28 protein-coding genes are annotated in these 23,442 nt (G+C 67.4%); 8 read left to right on the top strand and 20 right to left on the bottom strand.

Going from position 1 to position 23,442, the window contains the following annotated elements:
- Position 1: 1 nt before the first annotated feature.
- From DJ029_RS22420 to DJ029_RS14655, 8 genes are all read right to left on the bottom strand, one after another.
- Entirely contained in the window at positions 2 to 127 is a 126-nt protein-coding gene (locus DJ029_RS22420; protein ID WP_258165093.1) for a hypothetical protein, read from the bottom strand.
- A gap of 402 nt (positions 128 to 529) precedes the next feature.
- Positions 530 to 1,747 carry a formate dehydrogenase subunit gamma gene (locus DJ029_RS14685; RefSeq protein ID WP_112323223.1) on the bottom strand — a complete coding sequence of 406 codons (1,218 nt, stop codon included), beginning with the start codon at positions 1,745 to 1,747 and terminating at the stop codon, positions 530 to 532.
- Positions 1,748 to 1,883: 136 nt separating this feature from the next.
- Positions 1,884 to 2,477 carry a formate dehydrogenase FDH3 subunit beta gene (gene fdh3B, locus DJ029_RS14680; RefSeq protein WP_112323222.1) on the bottom strand — a complete coding sequence of 198 codons (594 nt, stop codon included), beginning with the start codon at positions 2,475 to 2,477 and terminating at the stop codon, positions 1,884 to 1,886.
- A 12-nt stretch (positions 2,478 to 2,489) separates the two neighbouring features.
- Entirely contained in the window at positions 2,490 to 5,384 is a 2,895-nt protein-coding gene (locus tag DJ029_RS14675; RefSeq protein WP_112323221.1) for a formate dehydrogenase subunit alpha, read from the bottom strand.
- Between the two features lie 139 nt (positions 5,385 to 5,523).
- On the bottom strand, positions 5,524 to 5,715 hold the full coding sequence (locus tag DJ029_RS14670) for a twin-arginine translocation pathway signal protein (RefSeq protein ID WP_112323220.1): 192 nt from the start codon (positions 5,713 to 5,715) through the stop codon (positions 5,524 to 5,526).
- Between the two features lie 23 nt (positions 5,716 to 5,738).
- Entirely contained in the window at positions 5,739 to 6,359 is a 621-nt protein-coding gene (locus DJ029_RS14665; protein WP_112323219.1) for a TorD/DmsD family molecular chaperone, read from the bottom strand.
- 85 nt (positions 6,360 to 6,444) lie between these two features.
- On the bottom strand, positions 6,445 to 7,104 hold the full coding sequence (locus DJ029_RS14660) for a DUF3306 domain-containing protein (RefSeq protein WP_112323218.1): 660 nt from the start codon (positions 7,102 to 7,104) through the stop codon (positions 6,445 to 6,447).
- Positions 7,101 to 7,664 carry a DUF3305 domain-containing protein gene (locus DJ029_RS14655; RefSeq protein ID WP_112323217.1) on the bottom strand — a complete coding sequence of 188 codons (564 nt, stop codon included), beginning with the start codon at positions 7,662 to 7,664 and terminating at the stop codon, positions 7,101 to 7,103. Before DJ029_RS14655 ends, DJ029_RS14660 begins: the two co-directional genes overlap by 4 nt.
- Positions 7,665 to 7,809: 145 nt before the next feature.
- Between DJ029_RS14655 and DJ029_RS14650 the strand changes: the two genes are divergently transcribed.
- The gene (locus tag DJ029_RS14650) at positions 7,810 to 9,747 is read left to right on the top strand and encodes a 4Fe-4S binding protein (RefSeq protein WP_112323216.1); all 1,938 of its coding nucleotides are present in this window, start codon (positions 7,810 to 7,812) and stop codon (positions 9,745 to 9,747) included.
- 4 nt (positions 9,748 to 9,751) lie between these two features.
- Here DJ029_RS14650 and DJ029_RS14645 read toward each other — a convergent pair whose 3' ends face one another.
- A complete protein-coding gene (locus tag DJ029_RS14645; protein WP_232823090.1) occupies positions 9,752 to 10,531 on the bottom strand; it encodes a cytochrome c in 780 nt (259 codons plus the stop codon).
- Positions 10,532 to 10,611: 80 nt separating this feature from the next.
- On the opposite strand from DJ029_RS14645, the gene DJ029_RS14640 reads away from it, so the two are divergent.
- The 5 genes from DJ029_RS14640 to DJ029_RS21770 are packed head-to-tail and all read left to right on the top strand — an operon-like array spanning position 10,612 to position 13,502.
- Complete coding sequence (locus DJ029_RS14640; protein WP_112323215.1) at positions 10,612 to 10,815, top strand: DUF6494 family protein; 204 nt, start codon at positions 10,612 to 10,614, stop codon at positions 10,813 to 10,815.
- A complete protein-coding gene (locus DJ029_RS14635) occupies positions 10,812 to 11,879 on the top strand; it encodes an Mrp/NBP35 family ATP-binding protein (RefSeq protein ID WP_112323214.1) in 1,068 nt (355 codons plus the stop codon). Before DJ029_RS14640 ends, DJ029_RS14635 begins: the two co-directional genes overlap by 4 nt.
- The gene (locus DJ029_RS14630) at positions 11,876 to 12,589 is read left to right on the top strand and encodes a biotin/lipoate--protein ligase family protein (RefSeq protein WP_112323213.1); all 714 of its coding nucleotides are present in this window, start codon (positions 11,876 to 11,878) and stop codon (positions 12,587 to 12,589) included. Before DJ029_RS14635 ends, DJ029_RS14630 begins: the two co-directional genes overlap by 4 nt.
- Before the next feature lie 12 nt (positions 12,590 to 12,601).
- Complete coding sequence (locus tag DJ029_RS14625) at positions 12,602 to 13,084, top strand: DUF6505 family protein (RefSeq protein ID WP_112323212.1); 483 nt, start codon at positions 12,602 to 12,604, stop codon at positions 13,082 to 13,084.
- Positions 13,085 to 13,124: 40 nt separating this feature from the next.
- Positions 13,125 to 13,502, top strand: a complete 378-nt coding sequence (locus tag DJ029_RS21770; RefSeq protein WP_157966388.1) for a hypothetical protein — start codon at positions 13,125 to 13,127, stop codon at positions 13,500 to 13,502.
- 63 nt (positions 13,503 to 13,565) lie between these two features.
- Here DJ029_RS21770 and ureG read toward each other — a convergent pair whose 3' ends face one another.
- The 3 genes from ureG to DJ029_RS14605 are packed head-to-tail and all read right to left on the bottom strand — an operon-like array spanning position 13,566 to position 15,292.
- The gene (gene ureG, locus DJ029_RS14615; protein WP_112323210.1) at positions 13,566 to 14,183 is read right to left on the bottom strand and encodes an urease accessory protein UreG; all 618 of its coding nucleotides are present in this window, start codon (positions 14,181 to 14,183) and stop codon (positions 13,566 to 13,568) included.
- Positions 14,184 to 14,198: 15 nt separating this feature from the next.
- On the bottom strand, positions 14,199 to 14,834 hold the full coding sequence (locus tag DJ029_RS14610) for an urease accessory protein UreF (RefSeq protein WP_112323209.1): 636 nt from the start codon (positions 14,832 to 14,834) through the stop codon (positions 14,199 to 14,201).
- Between the two features lie 11 nt (positions 14,835 to 14,845).
- On the bottom strand, positions 14,846 to 15,292 hold the full coding sequence (locus DJ029_RS14605) for an urease accessory protein UreE (RefSeq protein ID WP_112323368.1): 447 nt from the start codon (positions 15,290 to 15,292) through the stop codon (positions 14,846 to 14,848).
- A gap of 241 nt (positions 15,293 to 15,533) precedes the next feature.
- Here DJ029_RS14605 and DJ029_RS14600 point away from each other — a divergent pair, with 241 nt between their 5' ends.
- Complete coding sequence (locus tag DJ029_RS14600) at positions 15,534 to 16,292, top strand: gamma-glutamylcyclotransferase (RefSeq protein ID WP_112323208.1); 759 nt, start codon at positions 15,534 to 15,536, stop codon at positions 16,290 to 16,292.
- Here the strand turns inward: DJ029_RS14600 and ureC are convergent.
- Complete coding sequence (gene ureC, locus DJ029_RS14595; RefSeq protein ID WP_112323207.1) at positions 16,277 to 17,989, bottom strand: urease subunit alpha; 1,713 nt, start codon at positions 17,987 to 17,989, stop codon at positions 16,277 to 16,279. The two genes, DJ029_RS14600 and ureC, sit on opposite strands and share 16 nt — an antisense overlap.
- Before the next feature lie 11 nt (positions 17,990 to 18,000).
- Complete coding sequence (locus DJ029_RS14590) at positions 18,001 to 18,573, bottom strand: GFA family protein (protein WP_232823089.1); 573 nt, start codon at positions 18,571 to 18,573, stop codon at positions 18,001 to 18,003.
- A gap of 84 nt (positions 18,574 to 18,657) precedes the next feature.
- On the opposite strand from DJ029_RS14590, the gene DJ029_RS14585 reads away from it, so the two are divergent.
- On the top strand, positions 18,658 to 19,503 hold the full coding sequence (locus tag DJ029_RS14585; RefSeq protein WP_112323206.1) for a cytochrome-c oxidase, cbb3-type subunit III: 846 nt from the start codon (positions 18,658 to 18,660) through the stop codon (positions 19,501 to 19,503).
- Positions 19,504 to 19,514: 11 nt separating this feature from the next.
- Here DJ029_RS14585 and DJ029_RS14580 read toward each other — a convergent pair whose 3' ends face one another.
- The 6 genes from DJ029_RS14580 to DJ029_RS14555 form a co-directional block, all read right to left on the bottom strand.
- On the bottom strand, positions 19,515 to 19,880 hold the full coding sequence (locus DJ029_RS14580) for a GFA family protein (protein WP_112323205.1): 366 nt from the start codon (positions 19,878 to 19,880) through the stop codon (positions 19,515 to 19,517).
- A 37-nt stretch (positions 19,881 to 19,917) separates the two neighbouring features.
- Positions 19,918 to 20,223, bottom strand: a complete 306-nt coding sequence (locus DJ029_RS14575; RefSeq protein WP_112323204.1) for an urease subunit beta — start codon at positions 20,221 to 20,223, stop codon at positions 19,918 to 19,920.
- A 78-nt stretch (positions 20,224 to 20,301) separates the two neighbouring features.
- On the bottom strand, positions 20,302 to 20,604 hold the full coding sequence (locus tag DJ029_RS14570; protein ID WP_112323203.1) for an urease subunit gamma: 303 nt from the start codon (positions 20,602 to 20,604) through the stop codon (positions 20,302 to 20,304).
- A 15-nt stretch (positions 20,605 to 20,619) separates the two neighbouring features.
- Positions 20,620 to 21,444, bottom strand: a complete 825-nt coding sequence (locus tag DJ029_RS14565) for an urease accessory protein UreD (protein ID WP_112323202.1) — start codon at positions 21,442 to 21,444, stop codon at positions 20,620 to 20,622.
- Between the two features lie 135 nt (positions 21,445 to 21,579).
- On the bottom strand, positions 21,580 to 22,947 hold the full coding sequence (locus DJ029_RS14560) for a phosphohexomutase domain-containing protein (RefSeq protein WP_112323201.1): 1,368 nt from the start codon (positions 22,945 to 22,947) through the stop codon (positions 21,580 to 21,582).
- Positions 22,944 to 23,441, bottom strand: a complete 498-nt coding sequence (locus DJ029_RS14555) for a gluconokinase (RefSeq protein WP_232823088.1) — start codon at positions 23,439 to 23,441, stop codon at positions 22,944 to 22,946. Before DJ029_RS14555 ends, DJ029_RS14560 begins: the two co-directional genes overlap by 4 nt.
- Between the last annotated feature and the right edge of the window lies 1 nt (position 23,442).

The following is a 23,442-nucleotide window of genomic DNA, read 5'->3' as shown; positions in this document are numbered from 1 at the left end:
CCTAGCCCAGGCGCACCGCGTCGCCCGAGGTGCGATCCTGTATCGAGAAGCCGGCATGGTTCAGCCCGTACCACGCGCCGACGGTAATCACGACAAGGGCCACGAAGGCTGCAAACATCGCTTTCATACTGGCATCTCCTCTTGCGGCGCGGTCATTTCGGGGCCGTCGCCTGCCTCAGGTATTCGATCAGGTCGCGCCGGTCGCCGGGGGCCGGCGATACGCTGCATCGGCATCTTTGTCCCCGGAAGATAATGCGCGGGACCAAGCCGGAACAAGGCGTCGATCGTGTCCTGCGACCAGATAATGTCACTTTCGCCGAGCACTTCGGAATAGCGGTATCCCCTTGCAGAACGTAGCGGATCGAGCATTTGCGCGCGAATTGCCGCTCTCCGTTGCCATTTGCCGCATCGGGGCGTCGGGGACTGACACCGACCAGGCGAACACCGCGTCATCCAGCCCCCCGGCGAAGTCCAGCGCCCAGATCGGGCCGCGCGCGGCGGCGCTAGCGCCATGCAAAGCGCAGCCAGCCTATTCCGCCGGTCGTGCCGCACCGCCATCCCGGGACCTGGCCTGGAGCTCTTCCACCCAGAGCCCGTGATGCTCCTCGGCCCATTGCTTTTCCACCTCGCCCGAGCCCATGGCGTCGAAAGCGCCCTCCATCCCGATGGAGCCGATGTAGATATGCGCGATGATGATCGCCATTAGCACGAAGCTGATGATCGCGTGCCACAGTTGGGCGTATTGCATTTCCTCGTGCGGGGCCAACTCGGCCGGAAATGGTGTCAGGCCGAACCAGCCGGGCACCCCGATGATATTCAGCTTTTCGAAGGTGAAGGCGAACATCGGCAGTTCGAACGGGAACAGCAGCGACAGCCCAGAGACGGAGATCGAGCCGCCCAGAAGGATCACCGACCAGAAGATAAGCTTCTGCCCCGCGTTGAACTTCTTCGCCGGCGGGTGCGAGTGCTTGGAAAACAGGCCCCCCGCCTTCAGCATCCAGTTCAGATCATGGCGGTTCGGCAGATTGTGGATCACCCAGAAGACGAAGACCATGACAAGCGCCAGCATGAAGGCCCAGGACACGTTGTTGTGGATCCACTTCGAGCCCAGCGCCAGCGTGGCGTAGGTGTCCTTTCCCATAAGCGGGATCAGTCCGACCCGGCCGAACAGGGTGATCAGCCCGGTAAAGCCGAGCAGCAGGAAGGAGCCCGCCAGCAGCCAGTGGGCGAAACGCTCCACCCCGTTGAACCGCAGGACCTTTTCGCCGGTCTTCTCGCCCTCGATGCGGATGCGGCCGCGCAGCAGGTAGAACAGCGCAAGCAGGCCGATCATGCCGAGCAGCAGGTAGCCGCCATAGGTTCTGAGCGGGCCGGCGCGCACCTTCAGCCACCACATGCCGCCGTCCTGGATCAGCACCCCCGCCGCCGGGCTGGTGGTGGACACGGTGACATCCGCCGTGCCGTAGCGCAGCGCGCGGAACACATCGGCGTCCGACGCACCACCAAGCGTGCCGAGTTGCGAGGTGATCGCCGCGGCGGAATCCGGATCGCCCGTGTTCCCGGCGCGAAAGGTCAGGTCGACCTTCTCGCCCCGCTGGCGCGCGAGGATATCCTCCAGCGTGGTGGCCCCGCCCGTGGCGGCGCGCTCCGCACCCGGCGCGGCCGTATTCGGCCCCGCTTCCTGTGCCGCTGCGGGCGCCGCCAGAATCGCCAGCGAAACGAGCGCCGCCTGAAGCCATTGTCGCATGTTCGACCCCTGTCTTTCCGGATCACGACCGGGCGGCGCGGCACGCCGCCCGCCCGATGCTTTCAATCATCGACCCGTGCCGCCCGCGGGGCCGGGTAAGCGCCCGGATGCCCCGGGGGCCGGTTTTCCGGCAGTGTCAGCCGCCCTTCTGGTCGTAGGCGGTGCCCCAGCCCCAGGCGCCCGAGCCGAAGCCGCGGGCCACAACCCGCTCGCGGTAGATGTTGGACACGACGTCCCCATCCCCCGCCAGCAGGGCCTTGGTGGAGCACATCTCCGCGCAGAGCGGCAGCTTGCCTTCCGCGATCCGGTTGCGCCCGTATTTCGCGAATTCGGCGGAGGAGTTGTCCTCCTCCGGGCCGCCGGCGCAGAAGGTGCACTTGTCCATCTTCCCGCGTGAGCCGAAGTTGCCCGCCTGCGGGAACTGCGGCGCGCCGAAGGGGCACGCGTAGAAGCAGTAGCCGCAGCCGATGCACAGGTCCTTGGAATGCAGCACGATGCCGTCCTCGGTCTGGTAGAAGCAGTCCACGGGGCAGACCGCCATGCAGGGCGCGTCCGAGCAATGCATGCACGCGACCGAGATCGAGCGTTCGCCCGGCGTGCCGTCATTGATCGTGACGACCCGGCGGCGGTTGATGCCCCAGGGGACCTCGTGCTCGTTCTTGCAGGCGGTGACACAGGCGTTGCACTCGATGCAGCGTTCGGCGTCGCAGAGGAATTTCGCTCTTGCCATGACTGGTCCTCCTTAAGCCGTGTAGATCTTGCAGAGAGTCGCTTTCGTCTCCTGCATCTGGGTGACGCTGTCGTAGCCGTAGGTCTGGGCGGTGTTGGTGGATTCGCCCAGCACATACGGGTCCGCGCCTTCGGGGTACTTGTCCCTCAGGTCGACGCCTTCGAAGTGACCGCCAAAGTGGAACGGCATGAAGGCGACACCGGCGCCGACACGCTCAGTCACCATCGCCATGACCTTCACCTTGCCGCCCTCCGGCCCTTCGACCCAGACCTGCTGTCCGTCACGGACGCCGATGTTGTTGGCATCGCGGGTGTTTATCTCGACAAACATGTCCTGCTGAAGCTCGGCCAGCCAGGGGTTGGAGCGGGTCTCGTCCCCGCCGCCCTCGTATTCCACAAGACGACCGGACGTCAGGATTATCGGGTAATCCTTTGAAAAGTCGTTCTTCTGGATCGATGCGTACATCGTGGGAAGGCGGTAGAACTTGCGATCCTCATAGGTGGGATAGTCCGCCACCAGGTCGCGCCGCGGGGAGTACAGCGGCTCGCGGTGTATCGGCACCGGGTCGGGGAAGGTCCACACGACCGCCCGCGCCTTGGCGTTGCCGAAGGGCGCGCATTCGTGCTTGATCGCCACCCGCTGGATGCCGCCCGAAAGGTCGGTCTTCCAGTTGGTGTTCGGCCCGGCCACAGCGTCGATCGCGGCGCGCTCACTTTCGGTCAGATCGCCGCCCCAGCCGAGGTCCATCAGCATTTGCATCGTGAACTCAGGGTAGCCGTCCTGGATTTCCGAGCCGGCGGAATAGACGCCCTCGGCCAGCAGGTTGTCGCCGTCCCGCTCAACCCCGAAGCGCGCGCGGAAGGTCAGCCCGCCTTGGGACACGGGCTTGGACATGTCGTAAAGGTTCGGCGTGCCGGGATGCCCCATTTCGGGCGTTCCCCAGCAGGGCCAGGGCATACCGTAGTAATCCCCGTCCACCGGGCCGCCGATCGCCTGCAACGTGGTGCGGTCGAAGGTGTGCTGGTTGGCCATATGCGCCTTCAGCCGCTCAGGGCTTTGGCCGGTATAGCCGATGGTCCACATGCCCTTGTTGAACTCGCGGGTGATGCTTTCGACATTGGGGGTTTCGGCATCCTCCATTTCGATATTCCGGAACAGGCGATCCGCCCAGCCGAACTTGTTGGCGAACTTGGCGATGATGACTTCGTCGGGCAAGCTTTCGAACAGTGGCTCGACCACCTTGTCCCGCCACTGAATCGAGCGGTTCGAGGCGGTGACGGAGCCGCGCGTCTCGAACTGGGTGCAGGCCGGCAGCAGGTATACGCCGTCGGTGCGGTCCTGCATGACGGCGGAGACGGTGGGATAGGGATCCACCACGACAAGCATGTCGAGCATTTCCATCGCCGTCTTCATTTCCTTCATGCGGGTTTGCGAGTTCGGCGCATGCCCCCAGAACACCATGGCCCGGATCTTGTCCGGGTTGTCCATGTTGGCCGGGTCCTCCAGCACGCCGTCGAACCAGCGGCTGACCGGGATGCCGATTTCGTTCATCAACGGCTTGCTGGTGCCGTCAGCACCTTCGAGCGTTGCGAACTGGCCCTTCAGCCAGTCCATATCCTCGCCCCAGACCCGCGCCCAGTGGGCCCAGGCCCCCTCTTCGAGCCCGTAGTAACCTGGCAGCGTGTGGCTGAGAACGCCAAGGTCCGTCGCGCCCTGCACGTTGTCATGGCCGCGGAAGATGTTGGTGCCCCCGCCGGAGGTGCCCATGTTGCCCAGCGCCAGTTGCAGGATGCAGTAGGCCCGGGTGTTGTTGTTGCCGTTGGTGTGCTGAGTGCCACCCATGCACCAGATCACGGTGCCGGGCCGGTTGTTCGCCAGCGTCCGGGCAACCCGCCGAAGCTGGCTGCCGGGGGCGCCGGTGACGCGCTCGACTTCCTCGGGGGTCCACTTGGCCACCTCGATCCGGATCTGGTCCATTCCCCAGACGCGGGTGCGGATGAACTCCTTGTCCTCCCAGCCGTTCTCGAAGATGTGCCACAGGATACCCCAGACCAGCGCCACGTCCGAGCCGGGCCGGAAGCGGACATATTCATCCGCATGGGCCGCGGTGCGGGTGAATCGCGGATCGCAGACGATCAGCGGGGCGTTGTTCTGCTCCTTGGCCTTCAGCAAGTGCAGCAGCGAGACGGGATGCGCCTCGGCCGGGTTGCCGCCAATGATGAAGATCGCGCGGGAATTGTGGATGTCGTTGTAGGAGTTGGTCATCGCGCCGTAGCCCCAGGTGTTCGCAACACCTGCCACGGTCGTCGAATGGCAAATCCGGGCCTGGTGATCCACGTTGTTCGTGCCCCAGTAGCGGGCGAACTTCTGGAACAGGTAGGCCTGCTCGTTATTATGCTTGGCCGAGCCCAGCCAGTAGACGCTGTCCGGGCCGCTTTCCTCCCGGATCTTCATCATGCCGTCGCCAATCTCGTCGATGGCCTGTTCCCAGCTGATGCGCTTCCACTCGCCGCCCTCTTTCTTCATCGGGTACTTCAGGCGCCGCTCACCATGGGCATGCTCACGTACCGAGGCCCCCTTGGCGCAATGCGCGCCGAGGTTGAAGGGGCTGTCCCATCCGGGCTCCTGGCCGGTCCAGACGCCGTTCTCAACCTCCGCGATCACCGTGCAGCCGACCGAGCAGTGGGTGCAGACGGACTTGATCGTTTGAACGGCACCGCCGACGGCTTCCTGTGCCGTGGCTCTGGTGACCGATCCCCCCGTGGCCCCGATCGCCGCGAGCCCGCCGATGGCAAGGCCCGAGCCGCGCAGGAACGCGCGGCGGTCAACCGAGGTATCCGAGATATCTGTCATCAGGGTCGTCCGCTGGGGGCGTCGCGCAACCCCGTTGGTCTTTTTCCTGAGCATTTCTCTCTCCTAGAAGCTGGGACCGGCAGGCCGGCCATTTGCTTTTTGTTATTGGCGCACTCTTTCTTCGCCTGTCAGCGGCGTTTGGGCGACACGCTTCCTTTTACCGCTGGTCTTCGGTCGCGTCCGGTACCGGTGTTCAGAACCGGGCGCTGTCCAGGTAGGCCCGAGTGTGGGCTGTATCGCGCAGGCCACTGCCTTTCGCGTCTTCCGGGGCCGCTGCGGCCTCCGTTCCCGAAACGGCCAGCGTTGCCACTGCCGCCGGGGCGGATACCGAGGCGAGCTTCAGGAAGTCACGGCGGCTGGCCGCCTTCTTTTCCTTTTCGCTCATGGAAATACTCCTTTGCTTCATAATCATGCGGAGGGTCCCCCCGTGGTCATTCGAAAAGCTTCCCTTTCGATCTCAATGAAAGCGTGGCCGACCGCGCCAACCGTGGCGTAGAAGACGGAGGCCTTCGCGCCCTCCAGATCCTCGAACATATGCGCGGCCCAGGGTCCTATATGTTTGTTGAAAAAGGCTTTCTGATCCTCAAGCCCCGCGGGCGCGCGAAAACGGCCGAGGATCAGGCCGGCCATCATTTCCAGCAGGCTGGCGATGTTGTCCTCCGGCTCGAACACCGTATCCGCCCGGCGTATCCCCCGCGCGGCCATGTCCTGGCGCAACTGGGCCAGCGGCTTTTCGTTCAGGAAGCCGGTCATGTAGTAACTGGCGTAGGGCAGCAACTCGCCCCGGCCGAGGCCGACGAACAGCGCGTTGAACTCGGATTCCACCGCCCGCGCCGAGGTGCCCTGCGCCACCCGCGCCAAAGCGCCGATGCCCCGCCCGAGCGGCGTATCGTCGCCAGAAAGCGCGGCGCATTTGCGCAGAAGTTCAGGGGGTGGCGGGGCGGACAGCAGGGCAGCGAGGAAATCATAAAGGTCGGCCCGAAGTCGGTCTTCGGGAAAGATTTCCGTTTGTGCAGCCATTGCTGCCATGCTCCCTCTTCTGGCTCCACGGCCATGTTTGCTGCCGGTTTACCCGACCTGAGATTTCAGTCTGCAACCGACTCAACCGACCTGTCTAGTCCAAATAGCGGAACTTCAGGCGGCGTCGGACGGGCCGCAGCGGGGGTTCGCCGGGCGCGGCATCATTTTCCGGCGCGCAGTCCGGGGGCTCGGGGAGCGCTTGCTCCGCCCCTACGGCGGCGTCGTCCTGCGCCGGGTCTGGCAGGGACGCCGCGCCAGCTTCAGCAGGGGTTTCCGCTTCCGGCGCGGCGGCGGTTCCGGGGCGCGGCGCGTCCTCGCCACCCTCGGCCACGCCTTCCTGATCCTCGTCCCGGGCGGCCATCGCCTCGACGTGGCGCAGCATGCCCTTGCCGACCTGGTAGGCGGTCTGCAAATCCGCGACGACCGTCGCGGAATCCGTGTAATCCGCCCCGTAGTCCACCAGCCCATCGAGCGCGCCCAGCGCGGGATTCGTCCGCCACAGGTGGCGCAAAGCCCGGCGACGCAGGGTTTCGGGGACCAGGCCGGACATGAAGACGCTGAAGTCGTCGCCCTCTTTCAGGCTCTCGGGTTCGGGCAGGTCGAGGCGCTTCAGGACCTCCTCGTCGGGCAGTTTCGCCAGCGCGTCGCGGCTCAGCGCCGCGTCCCGGTCGGCGGCGGCGTCGCGAAGCGCGCGCTCCTCGGCTTCCACTGCGGCCTTGCGGCGCGACCAGAAGTCATCCCCGGCCCCGCTCATTGCGCACGCCCCTTGCGCGACGCGGGCGAGCGGTAGACATCCGCCGCCTGGCGGATGCGGGCGTCGCCCTTGCCGTCCTCCTTACGGTCGATCCGTTCCTTGTTGCGGCGGCGCTTTACGAACACTTCTTCGTGATGATGCTGTTCGACGAATTCGCGCAGGAAGGCGACCAACCCGGGGGGCATCGGGACCTGCTCGACGATCTCCTCTCCGCCTTCCATGTAGTCCTGCGCTTCGTAGGGGGAGGCGGTGACCAGCACCAGGTCAAGCGCGCGCCCTTCGGCAGAGTTCGGCCCGCCGCGCAGCACCACGTAGCAAGCAGGCTGACGCGCGTTCAGCGCGTGAAGGTAGGCTTCGGTGTCCGCACGGTAAAGATGCATCGTGGCGGTGCCGGCGTGGTATTCCACAGCGTCACCTTCGCGGCGCAACTCACGCCATTCGGCTGGCCCCGCCCCGGGCAGGACGGCAACCACCTTCCAGTAGTACCTGGCCCAGCGGGTGACCCCCGGCGTGCGCCGGATCACCACACCGACGGGCAGCGATGCCTGTGACGGTATCATCCTTGCACGTCCCTCCCTTGCTGGCCCCAGCCTAGTGAAAGGGCCCGCGCAAGGGAAAGCGAAAAAGGAAGCGCCTCACCGGGTCTTTACCCCGCGCGCCCGACGTGGCTATCTGGGGCCGCTGCGCCTTGGGAGGGGCTTGTCCATGACATCCAGACTCTTGCTCTGCGACTGCCTCGGCACGCAGCGGATCGACGCCGACGCGCTGGAAAAAGCCACGGGCCTGCCCTGTTCGCTGGTTCACACGGCCCTGTGCACACGGCAACTCGCCCATGCGGGCGAGGCGATGAAGGACGGCCCCGTCATGATCGCCTGCGGCCAGGAAATGCAGATATTCGAGGAACTTGCCGAGGACATGGGCCTTGACGCGCCTGCCTTCGTGGACCTGCGCGACCGTGCGGGCTGGTCCGCGCAAGGCGCGCAGGCGCTGCCCAAGATGGCAGCGCTGGCGCTGGACGCTCAGCGCAGGGACCCGGCAGAGCGGACGCTCGACATCACTTCCTACGGGCAATGCCTGGTGCTGGGCGGCCATGACACCGCGCGCGCCGCCGCCGAAGCGCTGTCCGCGCATCTGTCCGTCACCCTTCTGAGCGGCACGCCAGAGCCGCCGCTAGATCGCGCCTTCGATGTGATCGGCGGCCGGTTGCGCCGCGCGGCGGGCAGCCTTGGCCGCTTCGAGGTGGTGATCGATGGGTTCACCCAAGTGGAGCCGGGCGGGCGCGACGATGCGCTCACGCCGCCGCGCGACGGGGCGGTCACGCGGTGCGACCTGATCCTGGACCTGACCGGCGACCAGCCCCTTTTCCGGGCCCATGAAAAGCGCGATGGCTACTTCCGCGCCGATCCGGGCGATCCGTTGGCGGTGGGGCGGCTGATCCTCGACGCCTCGCACATGAGCGGCACGTTCGAGAAGCCGCTTTACGTGCGCTACGAGGAAAGCCTCTGCGCCCATTCCCGCGCCGGGCAGACCGCCTGCACGCGCTGCCTTGACGCCTGCCCCACGGGCGCGATCACCACCAATGGCGCGCATGTGGCGCTGGACCCGCAGATCTGCGCTGGCTGCGGCGCGTGCTCGGCGCTGTGCCCATCCGGCGCGATGACCTACGACGCCCCCGCGCCGGGCACCCTGTTTCGCCGGATCGAGGGGCTGGCCCGCGCCTATCGCGCGGCGGGGGGCGGGACGCCGCGCCTGCTGGTGCATGACGCGCTGCATGGCCGCCAGATGATCCAGCTTGCCGCGCGCCACGGGCGCGGGCTGCCCGCAGACGTGATCCCGCTTGAGCTGGAGCAGATCGGCGGTTTCGGCCATGCCGAGGCGCTGGCGGCACTCGCCTCCGGCTTCGGGCGGGTGCAGGTGCTGACGGGCCCGAAGACCGAGACGACGGCCCTGACGTTCGAGATTGAGATGCTCTCGGCCATGCTCGGCCCCGATGCGGCTGAGATGATCGCACCGCACGACCCCGATGCGCTGAGCGATCTGCTCTATGACGCTAGCCCCGCCGATGCGCGGGCCGAGCCGGTGCTGCCCATGGGCGGCCGGCGCGAGGTGACGCGCCTGGCGCTTCAGGCGCTGCGCCCTGACGCCGACGCCCCCCTGCCGCTGCCCAAAGGTGCGCCCTATGGCGCGGTGCTGGTGGACCAGAACGCCTGCACGCTCTGCCTCAGTTGCGCGGGGCTGTGCCCCTCCGGCGCGCTGCTGGAGAACCCGGACCTGCCGCAGTTGCGCTTCCAGGAAGACGCCTGCCTGCAATGCGGCTTGTGTGAAACCATCTGCCCCGAAAAAGCAATCACGCTGGAGCCGCGCATGAACCTGGGCGATTCCGCCTTCGACCAGGCCGTCCTGAAGGAAGAAGAGCCCTACCCCTGTATCGAATGCGGCGCGTTGTTCGGCGTGAAATCCACCATTGAGCGGATCGTCACCCAGCTTGAGGGCAAACACCCGATGTTCGCCGAGTCCGCGCAGGGGCGGATGATCCGCATGTGTGACGATTGCCGGGTGCGCAGCCAGATGCATTCCGAGGATTCGCCCTTCGCGGGCAAACCGCGCCCCCGGCCGCGCACCACGGACGACTATCTGAACTGACCCCTCAGCGCGACAGGACCGGCGCGCCCAGATCCGCCGGAGCGATCCCCGAGACGAAGGCGAGGATCGCGTCCACCTCGCCTTGCGTCAGCTCCATCGGGGCGATGGGCGACGGGCGCATCGGGTCGAAAGGCGGGCTGACCTCGGCGATCTGGGTGAAGGCGGGGTGCGGGTTCAGCACGTGGAACACCTGGAAGCGATGCTGCCAGTCCCGCAGCGCCTTCAGCGCCGCGAAGGACGGGGTCGAGCCAAGGCCCTTCATGCGGTTTTCCGGCGCGACGACATGGCAGCGCCCGCAATGGCGCAGCGACAGCGCCTTCCCGAGGACGGCATCGCCCTCGAACACGGCCTCCTCCTGTGTGGCTGTCCTGCCCGCCGCCCCCTCGAACAGCGCCGTTTCGCCGGGGGCGAAGGCGGCGACGGTGCGCTGGCCGATGTCCGACAGCAGCCAGTCCGCGAACTGCTCGGCCCGGGCCCCGGCGGCGGTGTCCGCCCCTGAAGGCCCCAGCGCGACCCCGAAAAGCGCGCCATCCGCGCGCCGCCGCAACGCCGGGACACCCTGCTGCGGGGCGGGAAGAAGCGCCACATCCGCCGCGTCCGGGGTGTCCGCCGGGCGAATGCCGATCCCGGTTTTCAGCGAAAAGCGCGGCAGCAGGTAGTTGGGAAGCCCGCTCTCTGCCAGCGCGGGCGCGGCATAAAGCGTGATCGCCTTTTCCTGCGCCGTCGCAACAGGTAGACCAAGGCAAAGAAATGCGGCAAGCAGCGTGGCAAGCCGTTGGAACATGGGCCCCACCTCCTTACGTGCAAGGGTAAGGGGGCGGCGATTGGCCCGTCAACGATCTGGTTGGATCAAAGGGGATAGTGATGAGCGACGATTTCAACATGAGCATGCGCAAGTTCCTGAAGCAGGTGGGCGTCACTTCGCAGCAGACGATCGAGGATGCGATGCGCGACAAGGGGCTTGAGGCGACCGCCGGGAAAAGTTTCAACGCCAAGGTGGTGCTGACCGTCGACGGGCTGGACGTGGAGCATGTCGTGACCGGCACCATCAAGGGCCGCGACGAATGAGCCTGACACGCGAGGCGGTTTTGGCCGCCCTGAAGACCATCGACGACCCCGTATCCGGCAAGAACATCGTGGACGCGGGCATCGTGCGCGCCCTGACGCTTGATGGGACCACCGTGCGCTTCGTGATGGAGATCGACCCCGCCAACGCCGAAAAGATGGAGCCAGTGCGCGCCGCCGCGCAGTCCGCCGCCGAAGGCGTGGACGGTGTCGGGGCGGTGTCCGCCCTGCTGACCGGCCACGCGCAGACCAAGCCCCCGCCCGACCTGCAACCGCGCCGCAAGGCCGAACCCTCGGGACCGCAGAAGATCCCGGGGATCGAGCGGATCATCGCCATCGCCTCCGGCAAGGGGGGCGTGGGCAAATCCACTGTTTCCGCCAACCTCGCCGCCGCGCTGGCGGCGGAGGGGCGGCGCGTGGGCCTGCTGGACGCGGATGTCTACGGCCCCTCGCAGCCGCGGATGCTGGGAATCTCGGGGCGGCCCGCCTCGCCCGATGGCAAGACGATCCTGCCGCTCAGGAACCACGGTGTCACGCTGATGTCCATCGGCCTGCTGACGCGTGAGGATGAAGCGGTCGTCTGGCGCGGCCCGATGCTAATGGGCGCACTCCAGCAGATGATGAACCAGGTGCAATGGGGCGCGCTGGACGTGCTGATCGTGGACCTGCCGCCGGGCACCGGCGACGTGCAGATGACGCTGACCCAGAAGGCCGAGGTGACTGGCGCGATCGTCGTCTCCACCCCCCAGGACGTGGCGTTGCTGGATGCGCGCAAGGCGCTGGACATGTTCCGCAAGATGAACACGCCGATCCTCGGCATGATCGAGAACATGAGCACGCACATCTGCTCGAACTGCGGCCATGAAGAGCATGTCTTCGGCCACGGCGGCGTCGCGGCCGAGGCGAAGAAACTGGGTGTGCCGCTGCTGGCGGAGGTGCCGCTACACCTCGATATCCGCCTTGCCTCGGACGGGGGCGCGCCGATCGTGGTGTCCAAGCCCGACAGCCCGCAGGCCCAGGCGTTCCGCGACGTGGCGCGGCGGATGGTGGCCGACGGCCTGGCATGACGGACGCGCCGCGCTTCCCCCCCCTGTTCGAGGGGGTGGCGCTGGACGGCGCCATCGATCCGTTTGCCAAGGCGGTGTCGATGGCGCAACTCGGCTGTGACGCGGGGACCGTCCCCTACCGGCTGAGCCGCGACACCCTGGACGCCGCCATCGTCCTTGCCCCCGAGGTGCCGCTGGAGCGCGCGATGACGATGCTGGTCGTCTGCGGCATCGGCTTTTCCAACGCCCTCGGCGCGCTCGCCCCGCCAGAGGTGGCGGTGCACCTGCACTGGGACGGGCGCATCCGGGTGAATGGCGGCCTGTGCGGCAAGCTGTCCACCGCCGCCGCGACCCATGACCCCCAATCGGTGCCCGACTGGCTGGTGATCGGCCTTTCGGTGCCCCTGATCCCCGGAAACCCCGATGCGCCCGGCGCGATGCCCGAGCAGACCTCGCTGTTCGATGAGGGCTGTGTCGAGGTCGATCCCGCCGCGCTGCTGGAGGCCTGGGTGCGTCACACCCTTGTCTGGATCAACACCTGGGAAACCAGCGGTTCCGGCGCGCTGCACGAGGAATGGCGCGGCATGGCCCGGGACATCGGAGAACAGATCGCGGACCCCGCCGGCGGCGGACAGGGCACGTTCCTTGGCGTCGACGAGGATTTCGGTATGCTGCTGCGCAGTGACGGGAAAACCGGGCTTCGCCCGCTATCCAGCCTTCTTTCACGGTAACGGGACCAGGACATGAACCTCGCGCGGACGATCCATTTCGATGAAAGCGACACGCAGGTGTTCCACCGCCACGCGCGCACCGGGGAATGGGCGATTTCCGGCGGGTTCGAATTCTCCAACTGGGGCGAGGCGGACCTGACCGGCAAGGCCCGGCAGGCCTTCGCCAACGGCTGGCTGGGGCTGGAAACCTTCGGCCGGGCCACTTTCGTCGCGGTCACCAAGGCCGAACCGGCCGAGGTCGAGGCGTTGACGCAGGCGCTCGCCCGTCATTTCGTCACCGTCTACGGCGCGCCCTCGGACGCCGCCGCGCGCGCCGTCGCCGAAAGCGAGATCGCCCATATGGCCGAGCTTTGCGACGATCATGACCCCAACACGCTGCTGATCGTGTCGCGCGACCTGACCGAGGCAGGCGTGCGCGAGCAATACCGCACGATCAAGGCCGAAGCCGCCGAGCTGGCGCAGGTCGGCGTGCACGGGGATATCGAAACACCGTAGGCGCAGCCCGTTCGCGCCCGGGCGCATAAGCGTCGAACCGATGCGCATGAACGATCATTTGCGCGTCGCTCTCGGCCTCGGTGCTGAGCCTTACATTGATCGTGATCATGTGCTGCATCAGCCTGACCACCGCCTTACCGGAGAAGGCGACGAAGGGCGCGTTGTGGTTGAGCGCGGCGTGCACCGCGATGGTCCTGCCGGCGCCAAGCGCACTTCACCCCAGAGGGGGAACGTACGGCATGACGCCAAGGATATCCACGTTTCGCCCGACCGCGTCCAAAAGCTCGGACCAGCCGACGACCGCTTCCTTCAAGAATTCTTGATGCGCACCTGCACCCATGCACCCCCCAAGGTCAAGACGCAGCGCGGTTTTTCGCCTTTTGCGCGTCTGCCGCACAAGGTTCCGGATCGGGCGTGACGCAGGACACGTTAGCCCATCAAGGCCCGCCGCCGGAAGCCGATACGTGGCGGGCGGCCCCCCTCAGCGCGCGGGCAACCCGCCCGCCTGCGCCAGGAAGTCGGCGATCGCATCCACCCCCTGCCCAGAGCGCAGGTCGGCGAAAACCACGGGCCGCGCGCCGCGTTGTTTCGCGGCATCCCGCGCCATCACCTCCAACGAGACGGAGACATGGGGCGCCAGTGCCGTCTTGTTGATCACCAGCAGGTCCGAGCGCGTGATCCCCGGCCCGCCCTTCCTCGGGATTTCCTCGCCCATGGCCACGTCGATCATGTAGATCGTCAGGTCCGCCAGTTCGGGGCTGAAGGTCGCGGCCAGGTTGTCGCCCCCCGATTCGATCAGGATCACGTCGAGGTCGGGAAAGCGCCCGCTCAACTCCGCCACCGCCGCCAGGTTGATCGAGGCGTCCTCGCGGATCGCGGTGTGCGGGCAGCCGCCGGTTTCCACGCCGATGATCCGGTCCGAGGGCAGCGCCTGCGCACGCACCAGCGCCTCGGCATCCTCGCGGGTGTATATATCGTTTGTGATGACGCCGATCGACCAGTGGTCGCGCATCGCCTTGCACAGTGTCTCGGTCAGGGTGGTCTTGCCGGCCCCGACCGGGCCGCCGATGCCGACCCTCAGGGGGGCGCGTGATGTCATGGGGGACCTCTTTCTTCAGCTTCGATACAGGCGCACGTCCATGGTTTCATGCTCCATGGCGGCAAGGTCGGCCGCGAAGGCGGCGGTCAGGATATCGTCGGGGACGGCGAACTCCGTCCCGCTCACGACGCTGTCGATCAGTGCGAAACGCCCCGCCAGAACGCGTTGCCCGTCGGTCTGGCCGAGCGGTACGAAGCGCACCGCGACGGAGACGAGGTTCGCGGCCATCGCGTGCAGGTAGGCGCGCAGCAAAGCGGCTTCAGGCAGGCCCAGCGCACGGGCGGCGACGGCGACCGCCACCGGGTAGGGCCAGGGATCATCAGGTGTGCCCCAGACCGCAGAAGTGACCCGCGCGAAGGCCGCGCCAAGGGCGCTGACCTCCATCGCGCGCTCGGAGGAGGCGGCGAGCGCGAGCGCGAGGTCCGCCATGTCCTCCGGCGGATCCCCCGCCAGCACGGCGCGCATGATGATGGCATCCGCCCGCCCCGTGCCATGGGCCAGCACCGTGTCGATCCAGTCGGCCAGCGTGTCGGCGTTCCAGACCGCGCCGCGCGCGATATCCCGCTCCAACCCGTGGGAATAGGCGAAGGCCCCCACGGGATAGCCGGGCGAAAACCAGCTCAGCAGGATATGGTCGGCATCGGCGCGCATCGCCCCGGCGATCAGTGGGCGTGGGAATGGGTGCGGCCCATCCCGTACGCGCCACCCTCGGGCACGAAGGGGCCGCGGGTCCGCTCGACGACGCAACCGAGCCCTTCGAGCATTTCGGCGATCACGTGATCCCAGCGCAGCACCAGGCGGTCGGCTTCGATCGCGCAGGGCAGATGCCGGTTCCCGACGTGCCAGGCGGTTCGCACCAGGTGATGCGGATCGTGGGCGCGGGCGATCATCAGGTCCTCGTCCGCCGCGCGCACGCCGATGATGCGCCCGTCCTCGAGCCGCAGCCCCTGCCCGTCGCGCAGATCCGTCGTCTGCGCCAGGTCCAGCAGGAATTCGCAGCCCTTGTCGCTGCGCAGCGCGATCCGCCGCCGGTAGCGCCCATCGTAATCCAGCGTGACGCTGTCCTCGGCCGCGCCCGCCTCGGCCACCACCTCTGTCGCACGGATCATGCCCATCCCCCCTATACCGTTTGGGCCAGAGCCTAGGAAACGGTCATGAGCCGCGTCCAGCGCAGGGGTGGCGCGGGAATGCCCCCTGCGCGGGAGTGATATATAATCAGGCGGATTCGGGCATTCTGCTGCATCCTTTGGCAATTCTCGCACCGGCAACACTGGTAAATACGCGGGGCACGACAGGCTGCTGTAACCCTTTGCGCAAAATGCTACCTGAGCAGCATCAAAGGGAAAGACCATGACAGACTCCACAGATCCATTCCGCCATCACCCGTCGCTGCGCGCCCTTGTGAAGGACCCGGAGACCTCTTTCTTCCGGGATTTTCGGCCTTGCGACCTTGACGCGCGGATGGCGGAGCTGGGCAAAGGGCCGGAGTGGCGCTTTCCCCAGGACCAGATCGATGCCAGCCGCGATGCATTCCTGGAACGCCATGGGGAGGGTCCGCTCTGGGTCTTCGGCTACGGCTCGCTGATGTGGGATCCGGGCTTTGCCTTTGACGAGGTGCGCCGCGCACGGATCACGACCTATCGGCGCCGATTCTGCCTGCGCGACACGCTTGGCGCGCGCGGCACGCCGGAAGCTCCGGGCCTGATGGTCGCGCTGGACACGGGCGGTCCGTGCGAGGGGCTGGTGTTCCGCATTCCGCCCCACGCGCTGCTTCGGGAGGCCACCTCCCTCTGGAACCGTGAACTGGTCGCCCCCGCCTATCACCCCGTAATGACCGAGGCCGAGACCGCGCTTGGACCCTTGCCTACACTGGCTTTCGTGGCCGATCACAGCGCGCCCGATATCGTGCCGGACATCCCCTACGCGGACCAGATCCGCTTTGCCGCCACGGGGACCGGGTTCCTCGGCACCAGCATGGAATATCTCGAGAATATCGCCGCGCACCTCGACGAGTTCGGCATCGAAGACGCAGAGGTGAAACGGCTGCTGAGGGACGCGCGCGCCTATGTGGCGGATCGCGAGGTGGGGCAGCCTCAGAACATGAAGTAGCGCTGCGCCATGGGCAGGACCTTTGCCGGTTCGCAGGTCAGCAATTCGCCGTTCGCGCGCACCTCGTAGGTTTCGGGGTCCACTTCGATCCGGGGCATGGCGTCGTTCAGCTTCATCGCCGCCTTGCCGATGCCGCCACGGGTGTTTTGCACCGGCGCGGTCGCCTTGCGCAGGCCCAGGGTTTCGCCGATGCCCAGGTCATGGGCCGCGCCGCTGACGAAGGTGACGGACGACGCCTCCTGGCTGCGGCCGAACGCGCCGAACATGGGCCGGGAATAGACCGGCTGCGGCGTGGGGATGGAGGCATTCGGATCGCCCATCTGCGCGCAGGCGATGGTGCCGCCGACCAGCGTCATTTCGGGCTTCACACCGAAAAAAGCCGGGGACCACAGGCACAGGTCCGCGCGTTTGCCCACCTCGATCGAGCCGATGTGGCTGCTGATGCCATGTGCGATGGCTGGGTTGATCGTGTATTTCGCGATGTAGCGCTTCACGCGGAAATTGTCGTTGTCGCCTGTTTCCTCCGCCAGGCGGCCACGCTGCTTCTTCATCTTGTCGGCGGTCTGCCAGGTGCGGATGATCACCTCTCCCACGCGGCCCATGGCCTGGCTGTCGCTGGCGATGATGGAAAACGCGCCCATGTCGTGCAGGATATCCTCAGCCGCGATGGTTTCCTTGCGGATGCGGCTTTCGGCGAAGGCGACATCCTCGGGGATGGACTTGTCGAGGTGATGGCAGACCATCAGCATGTCCAGGTGCTCTTCCAGCGTGTTCACAGTGTAGGGGCGCGTCGGGTTGGTCGAGGACGGGATGACATGGGGCAATCCGCAGACCTTGATGATGTCAGGCGCATGGCCCCCGCCCGCCCCTTCGGTATGAAAGGCATGGATCGTGCGCCCCTTCATGGCGGCGACGGTGTTTTCCACGAAGCCGCTTTCGTTCAGCGTATCGGTGTGGATCATCACCTGCACGTCCATGTCGTCGGCCACGCCAAGGCAGCAATCGATGGCGGCGGGGGTGGTGCCCCAATCCTCGTGCAGCTTCAGCGCGCAGGCGCCCGCCTCCACCATCTCGACCAGGGCCGCGGGGCCGGAGGCGTTGCCCTTGCCCGACAGCCCGAAGTTGATCGGGAAGGCGTCCAGGCTTTGCAGCATCCGCCCGATGTGCCAGGGCCCCGGCGTACAGGTGGTGGCCAGCGTGCCATGGGCCGGGCCGGTGCCCCCGCCGAGCATGGTGGTCAGCCCCGAATGCAGCGCATCCTCGATCTGCTGGGGGCAGATGAAATGGATATGCGCGTCGAACCCGCCCGCGGTCAGGATGCGCCCCTCGCCCGCCAGCACCTCGGTTCCGGGGCCGATGACGATGTCCACGCCGGGCTGGGTGTCGGGGTTGCCCGCCTTGCCGATGGCCGCGATGCGCCCGTCCCTCAGGCCGACATCGGCCTTGTAGATGCCGGTCCAGTCCACGATCAGCGCGTTGGTGATGACAGTGTCCATCGCCCCTTCGGCCCGGCTGACCTGGCTTTGGCCCATCCCGTCACGGATCACCTTTCCGCCGCCGAATTTCACTTCTTCCCCGTAGGTTGTGAGGTCTTTTTCAACCTCTATGTAAAGCTCGGTATCGGCCAGCCTGACCCTGTCTCCGGTGGTGGGGCCGTACATGTCGGCATAGGTGGTGCGCGGGATTTTGGCGGGCATGGGCGTTGTCCTCAGTCGATCCAAAGGGAATGGGTGCGGTGCCAATCCTCGATCGACTGATCGGGATAGCGCGGGAAGCTCTTGTCTTGGGGGCGGATGTCGGGGGTGACCCAGTCCGCCTTGAAGTCCAGCATGATGTGGGTGCGGCTCGGCGGCACCGGAAGTGGGCTGTCGATGGCCGAGGCGAAGGGGTGGACGTGCTCCGGCCAGCGCCTGTCCGACACCCAGAGCGCACTGCCGCAGCTGGTGCAGAAATGCCGCTCGCAGGCCGGCGTGTCCGGATCGGTCGCGACGCGGAAATGGCCGACGCGCCCGAGGCCCTCGACACGCAGGGTCGACGCCACGCCCATCAGGTTGATCGCATAGCCCCCGCCGCCGCCCGTCTTGCGGCAGATCGAGCAATAGCAGCGCATGAAGGGATAAGGCGTGTGCGAGCCAAGGGTGAAACGGACCGCCCCGCAGCGGCAGGATCCGGCAAGCGTCACAGGCATCGCCACCCCCCCAACTTCCACGCCGTCCGCCTTGAAAAGCCACAGGATTTCGCACCGCGCGGCGGCCAGCAGACATTTGACAGGTTGTCGCACCCCGCCTACGGTTCCCCTCAGCTGCGCATCGGTGACGGAAATGCACCGGGCGCGGCTCAAGATAAAAACCAGGGAAAGAGTTACATGCTTATCAGATCGATCATTCTTGCGTCGGGCCTTGCGGCCCTGGCGCCGCTGGCCGCGTCCGCCGCCGGTGATGTCGCGCGCGGCGAATACCTCGTGCGCGGGCCCGCCGGATGCGGCAACTGCCACACGCCCATGGGCCCGGAAGGTCCGGTCATGGAGCAAGAACTCGGCGGGCGGCTGGTCGAGCAGAACGACATGTTCACCGCCATCGCGGCCAACCTGACGCCCGGCGGCCCCATTGCCGACTGGTCCGACGAAGAACTCGCCCGCGCCATCCGCGAGGGCATCCGCCCCGATGGCAGTGTGATCGGCCCGCCGATGCCCTTTTCCATGTACCGCGGCCTCGGGGATGAGGATCTGGCGAGCATCGTCGCCTTCCTGCGCACCCTGCCCGCGGTGGAGAACGACCCCGGCACCTCCACCTACAACATCCCCCTGCCCCCGGCCTATGGCCCGCCGATCGACAGCGTGACCGCGCCGGAACGGGCGGTCAGCGTCGCCTATGGCGAATACCTGGCGGGGCCGGTGACCCATTGCATGGAATGCCACACGCCGATGGGCCCGCAGGGACCGATGCTGGAGACCGACCTCGGCCGGGGCGGGTTCGAGTTCCACGGCCCCTGGGGCACGTCCATCGCCGCGAACCTGACCAGCCACGAGGATGGGCTGGCCGGCTACACGGATGAGCAGATCAAGACGATGATCACCAAGGGCGTGAACGCCAGCGGCGATCCGATGTTGCCGCCGATGCCCTACGGCTACCTCGCCATGATGACGCCCGAGGACCTGGACGCGGTGGTGCTGTACCTGCGCAGCCTGCCGCCGCTGCGCGACGCGGAGTGATCGCGCGGCGCTCATGGCGCATCCTCTGCAAGCATATCGACCGCGTCGGGATCGCCGCGGTCGAGCAGCGCTCGGTTGACGGAAACCCGCGTGCCGCCGGGCCCGTCGGGAAAGCCGAACGCCGCTTCCCCGCAGCGCGCGCAGAAGAAATGATGCGGAGTTCGCGCGCCGCTTATCGGCTCCGTCAGCTCGCCCTGCCCGGTGAGCAGGCGAAAGTCACCCCGCGCCGCACTGACGATCCGCAGGCCCATGCCCCGGCATTTCGCGCAGATGCAGGGCGCGGAGCTGGCCGGGTCGGCGCGCACGAAAAAGCGCACCGTGCCGCAGGCACAGGCCCCGTGATAGGCGCCGAGCCGCGCCTCGGGATCGGCGCGCACCTCCGACAGGGGGCGGCCGCGTCTGAGGGCGTTGCGCTCAGAGATCGCCCATCACCTTCCCGTTGAAGCCGAACACCCGGCGCGCACCGGCAAGGGGCACGAGCTGGACATCGCGGGTCTGCCCCGGCTCAAAGCGCACGGCGGTGCCCGCAGCGATATCGAGCCGCATGCCACGCGCCGCGTCACGCTCGAAAGACAGGGCGGGATTGGTTTCGGCGAAGTGATAATGCGAGCCGACCTGCACCGGGCGGTCGCCGGTGTTGGCGACGGTCAGCGTCAGCGCCGTGGCGCCTTCGTTCAGGGTGATCTCGCCGAGGGCGGTGATGATTTCGCCGGGGATCATGCCGGACCTCCTGTACCTGTTGCGGCGCCGGAGCCTCCGGCGGGGATATTTGGTGGACTTTGGAACGGAGGCATCGCGCTACCTGATCGGGTGGTGGACGGTCACCAGCTTGGTGCCATCGGGGAAGGTCGCTTCGACCTGCACGTCATGGATCATGTCCGGCACCCCTTCCATGCATTGTTCGGCGCGCACGACGCCCGCCCCGGCGGACATGAGGTCCGCGACCGAGCGCCCGTCGCGCGCGCCTTCGACCACGTAGTCGGTGATCAGGGCGATCGCCTCGGGGTGGTTCAGTTTCACGCCACGCTCCAGCCGGTTGCGCGCCACGATGGCCGCCATGGAGATCAGCAGCTTGTCCTTTTCGCGGGGGGTGAGGTTCATCGTCGTCGTCCTTTGTTACATGGTCCAGACACGCGGCGGCGGGTGGCCGTGCAGGCGGGTCATCGCCGCGACCAGGCCGGCCCGCATGGCCTGGGGATCGTCCGCCAGGAACCGCAGCACGAGGCGGCCGTCCCAGCAGCTTTGCGCCATGCGCACACCATCCCGCGCCGGCAGCCCTGCCAGCCGCGCCGCGCGGGCGTCCGCATCCGCGCCGAGGTAGAGCATGGTGGCGAAGGCGCGCGCGGCCCCCAGCCCCGCGCCGGTGCGCAGGTCGCCGAGAGGCGGGTGGAGGCCCGCTGCCTCGGCATGGATCAGTCGGCCTGCGCGGGTGATCCGCCAGCGGTCCTGGAAGACCAGGTTTTCGGGGTGTTCGCCCATGGCGGCGCGCCCGATGACCACCGGCTCGACCAACAGCGCACTCGCCCCGGGCGCGAGATCGACGGCGAGGCGGCGGGACAGGGCCGCCCCCTCGTAAAGGATCGTTTCCTGCGCCAGCCAGTCGAGATGCGCCCCCGCCCCGGCGGAGAGGCGAATCTCCACCTCGGCCCGGCCCTGCCCGGCGCGGTAGGCGCGCTCGGCCGTTTGCGTGGCGAGGGTGAGGGTCGCGCCAGCGCCGGCGCGGACCTCCACCTTCAGCCGGTCGCCCCCGGTCAGGCCGCCGGCAGTGTTGATCAGGACGGCGACGGGGTGCTGCCCGTGGACCTTTGGCAGCATTGCCTTGGCCGCCCCGGACTGGAACAGCTCTCGCAGAACCGTGCGCCCGTTACGCAGGCCGACGCCCAGCCGCACGTGCCCGTTGACGCGCTGGTGGCGCTGGGTCGCAACTGGCTGGTCGAGCATGGTACGGGTCTGCCTTTCACCGGGGAAGGATCGCCCAAAGCCTAGTCAGGGGGCGGCAGCCGCGCCAATGATTTTGCGCGACTTTACTGCGCGGCGGCTCATGTGCCGCTTTTTTAGGCAGGCAGCGACCGGTTCTCAGGCAAGCAGGGTGGCGATCTCGGCCACCTTCGCTTTCACGAGGGGGGCGTCGGCGATGCTTTCGACGTTCAGCCGGACCAGGTTCTCGGTATTCGAGCGGCGCAGGTTGAAGCGCCAGGTCGCAAACCGCAGGCTCATCCCGTCGCTGTCGTCGCGCGCTTCAGCCTCGGGGGCGAAGCGCGCCTCGACCCGCGCGATGGCAGCGTCGGGATCGGCGGGGGAGAAGTTCCGCTCGCCCGACACCGGGAAAGCGCGCGCGCGGGCGGCGACCAACTCCGCCAGCGGCACCTGCTGTGCGCTGAGCAGTTCGGCCACTTTAAGAACCGGGATCATCCCACTGTCGCAAAACATGAAATCCCGGAAGTAGTGATGAGCCGACATCTCGCCCCCGTAGGCGGCGCTTTCCGCGCGCATGACGGATTTCATGAAGCTGTGGCCGGTCTTGGCCTGCACCCCGCGCCCACCGGCGGCGCCGATGATGTCCAGCGTGTTCAACACCACGCGGGGGTCGTAGACGACGGTCTCGCCCGGGGTTTCGCGCAGCACCGCGGCCGCGAGCAGGCCAACGATATAGGCCCCGTCGATGAAGGCCCCGGTGTGGTCGAAGAAGAAGCAGCGGTCGAAATCCCCGTCCCAGGCGACGCCGAAATCCGCCCCTGCCGCCCGCAGGGCGTCGGCGGTCTGGGCGTGGTTCTCGGGCAGAATCGGGTTCGGAACGCCGTTGGGAAATGTCGGGTCCGGGGTGAACAGGTACCGGGTAAAGCGAAGCGGCGCGCCCGCCGCCTGCAAGCCCTCTGCCAGGGCGTCGAAGGTGGGCCCGGCGGCGCCGTTCCCGGCGTTGACGAGGATGTGCAGCGGCGCCAGCTTTTCCGGGTGGGTGAAGCCGAGCAGCTTTTCCACGTAAGCGCCACGGATATCCCGGGGCTCAAGCTCGCCGGGCCGCGCGGCGCGGGGCGCCGGGTCGGGGCCGAGGACCATCTCTTCGATTTCAGCCAGCCCGGAGTCCCGGTCGAGCGGGCGCGCCCCGCTGCGCACCATCTTCAGCCCGTTGTCGCCCGGCGGATTATGCGAGGCGGTGACCATGATCCCGCCCGCCGCGCCGAGGTGATCGGTGGCGAAATAGACCTCCTCCGTGCCGCAGAGCCCGATGTCGAGCACGTCGGATCCGCCCGCCTGCAACCCCCGCGCGAGGGCGGCGGCGAAGGCGGGGGAACTGGCGCGCGCATCGCGCCCGACGACCACGGGGCCGCCCTTCGCGACGATGGCGGCAAAGGCCGCGCCGATCCGTTCCATCACCGGCTCGGTCAGGTCCTTGCCCACGACGCCGCGCACGTCATAGGCCTTGAAGGGCGCGCGAGGGCTCATGCGGCCTCCAACGCAGTGCAGATCGCCCCGGTGACCTGGGCGAGATCCCCCGAGATATCGACGGTGACGCCCGCCTCGTCCGGGCCCAGGCGTTCAAGCGTGGCGATCTGGCTGTCGAGCAGGCTGCCGGGCATGAAATGACCGTCCCGCTTCGCCATGCGCGCGGCGATCAGCGCGCGGCTGCCGTCGAGATGGGCAAAGAACACCGGCTCGCCCGCGCCGCTGCGCAGCCGGTCGCGATAGATGCGGCGCAGGGCGGAACAGGCGGTGACGAGCACGCCCTTGCGGGTCTGCATCTCGGCGGCGATCCGGTCGAGCCAGGGCCAGCGGTCCTCGTCGTCGAGGGGGATGCCGGCGCTCATCTTGGCGATGTTTTCCGGCGTGTGGAACGCGTCCCCGTCAAGGAAGGTTCCGCGCAGCCGCGCGGCAAGCGCCTCGGCGACGGAGGATTTGCCGCAGCCCGCAACCCCCATGACGACAACCAGGCGCGCCACG

Source organism: Oceanibium sediminis, from assembly GCF_003265325.1.
GTDB classification, from domain to species: domain Bacteria; phylum Pseudomonadota; class Alphaproteobacteria; order Rhodobacterales; family Rhodobacteraceae; genus Halovulum; species Halovulum sediminis.
This window is presented reverse-complemented; position numbering and strand designations above follow the sequence as displayed.

Coding starts and splice junctions, on each gene's coding strand:
- DJ029_RS14560 (WP_112323201.1), bottom strand. CDS start 22,947: ATGAGCCCTCGCGCGCCCTTCAAGGCCTATGACGTGCGCGGCGTCGTG.
- DJ029_RS14605 (WP_112323368.1), bottom strand. CDS start 15,292: ATGATCCGTGCGACAGAGGTGGTGGCCGAGGCGGGCGCGGCCGAGGAC.
- DJ029_RS14660 (WP_112323218.1), bottom strand. CDS start 7,104: ATGAGCGGGGCCGGGGATGACTTCTGGTCGCGCCGCAAGGCCGCAGTG.
- ureC (WP_112323207.1), bottom strand. CDS start 17,989: ATGCCCGCCAAAATCCCGCGCACCACCTATGCCGACATGTACGGCCCC.
- DJ029_RS14670 (WP_112323220.1), bottom strand. CDS start 5,715: ATGAGCGAAAAGGAAAAGAAGGCGGCCAGCCGCCGTGACTTCCTGAAG.
- DJ029_RS14650 (WP_112323216.1), top strand. CDS start 7,810: ATGACATCCAGACTCTTGCTCTGCGACTGCCTCGGCACGCAGCGGATC.
- ureG (WP_112323210.1), bottom strand. CDS start 14,183: ATGACATCACGCGCCCCCCTGAGGGTCGGCATCGGCGGCCCGGTCGGG.
- DJ029_RS14570 (WP_112323203.1), bottom strand. CDS start 20,604: ATGAACCTCACCCCCCGCGAAAAGGACAAGCTGCTGATCTCCATGGCG.
- DJ029_RS14575 (WP_112323204.1), bottom strand. CDS start 20,223: ATGATCCCCGGCGAAATCATCACCGCCCTCGGCGAGATCACCCTGAAC.
- DJ029_RS14665 (WP_112323219.1), bottom strand. CDS start 6,359: ATGGCAGCAATGGCTGCACAAACGGAAATCTTTCCCGAAGACCGACTT.
- DJ029_RS14630 (WP_112323213.1), top strand. CDS start 11,876: ATGACGGACGCGCCGCGCTTCCCCCCCCTGTTCGAGGGGGTGGCGCTG.
- DJ029_RS14600 (WP_112323208.1), top strand. CDS start 15,534: ATGACAGACTCCACAGATCCATTCCGCCATCACCCGTCGCTGCGCGCC.
- DJ029_RS14645 (WP_232823090.1), bottom strand. CDS start 10,531: ATGTTCCAACGGCTTGCCACGCTGCTTGCCGCATTTCTTTGCCTTGGT.
- DJ029_RS14640 (WP_112323215.1), top strand. CDS start 10,612: ATGAGCGACGATTTCAACATGAGCATGCGCAAGTTCCTGAAGCAGGTG.
- DJ029_RS21770 (WP_157966388.1), top strand. CDS start 13,125: ATGCGCATGAACGATCATTTGCGCGTCGCTCTCGGCCTCGGTGCTGAG.
- DJ029_RS14635 (WP_112323214.1), top strand. CDS start 10,812: ATGAGCCTGACACGCGAGGCGGTTTTGGCCGCCCTGAAGACCATCGAC.
- DJ029_RS14585 (WP_112323206.1), top strand. CDS start 18,658: ATGCTTATCAGATCGATCATTCTTGCGTCGGGCCTTGCGGCCCTGGCG.
- DJ029_RS22420 (WP_258165093.1), bottom strand. CDS start 127: ATGAAAGCGATGTTTGCAGCCTTCGTGGCCCTTGTCGTGATTACCGTC.
- fdh3B (WP_112323222.1), bottom strand. CDS start 2,477: ATGGCAAGAGCGAAATTCCTCTGCGACGCCGAACGCTGCATCGAGTGC.
- DJ029_RS14675 (WP_112323221.1), bottom strand. CDS start 5,384: ATGCTCAGGAAAAAGACCAACGGGGTTGCGCGACGCCCCCAGCGGACG.
- DJ029_RS14610 (WP_112323209.1), bottom strand. CDS start 14,834: ATGCGCGCCGATGCCGACCATATCCTGCTGAGCTGGTTTTCGCCCGGC.
- DJ029_RS14685 (WP_112323223.1), bottom strand. CDS start 1,747: ATGCGACAATGGCTTCAGGCGGCGCTCGTTTCGCTGGCGATTCTGGCG.
- DJ029_RS14655 (WP_112323217.1), bottom strand. CDS start 7,664: ATGATACCGTCACAGGCATCGCTGCCCGTCGGTGTGGTGATCCGGCGC.
- DJ029_RS14625 (WP_112323212.1), top strand. CDS start 12,602: ATGAACCTCGCGCGGACGATCCATTTCGATGAAAGCGACACGCAGGTG.
- DJ029_RS14565 (WP_112323202.1), bottom strand. CDS start 21,444: ATGCTCGACCAGCCAGTTGCGACCCAGCGCCACCAGCGCGTCAACGGG.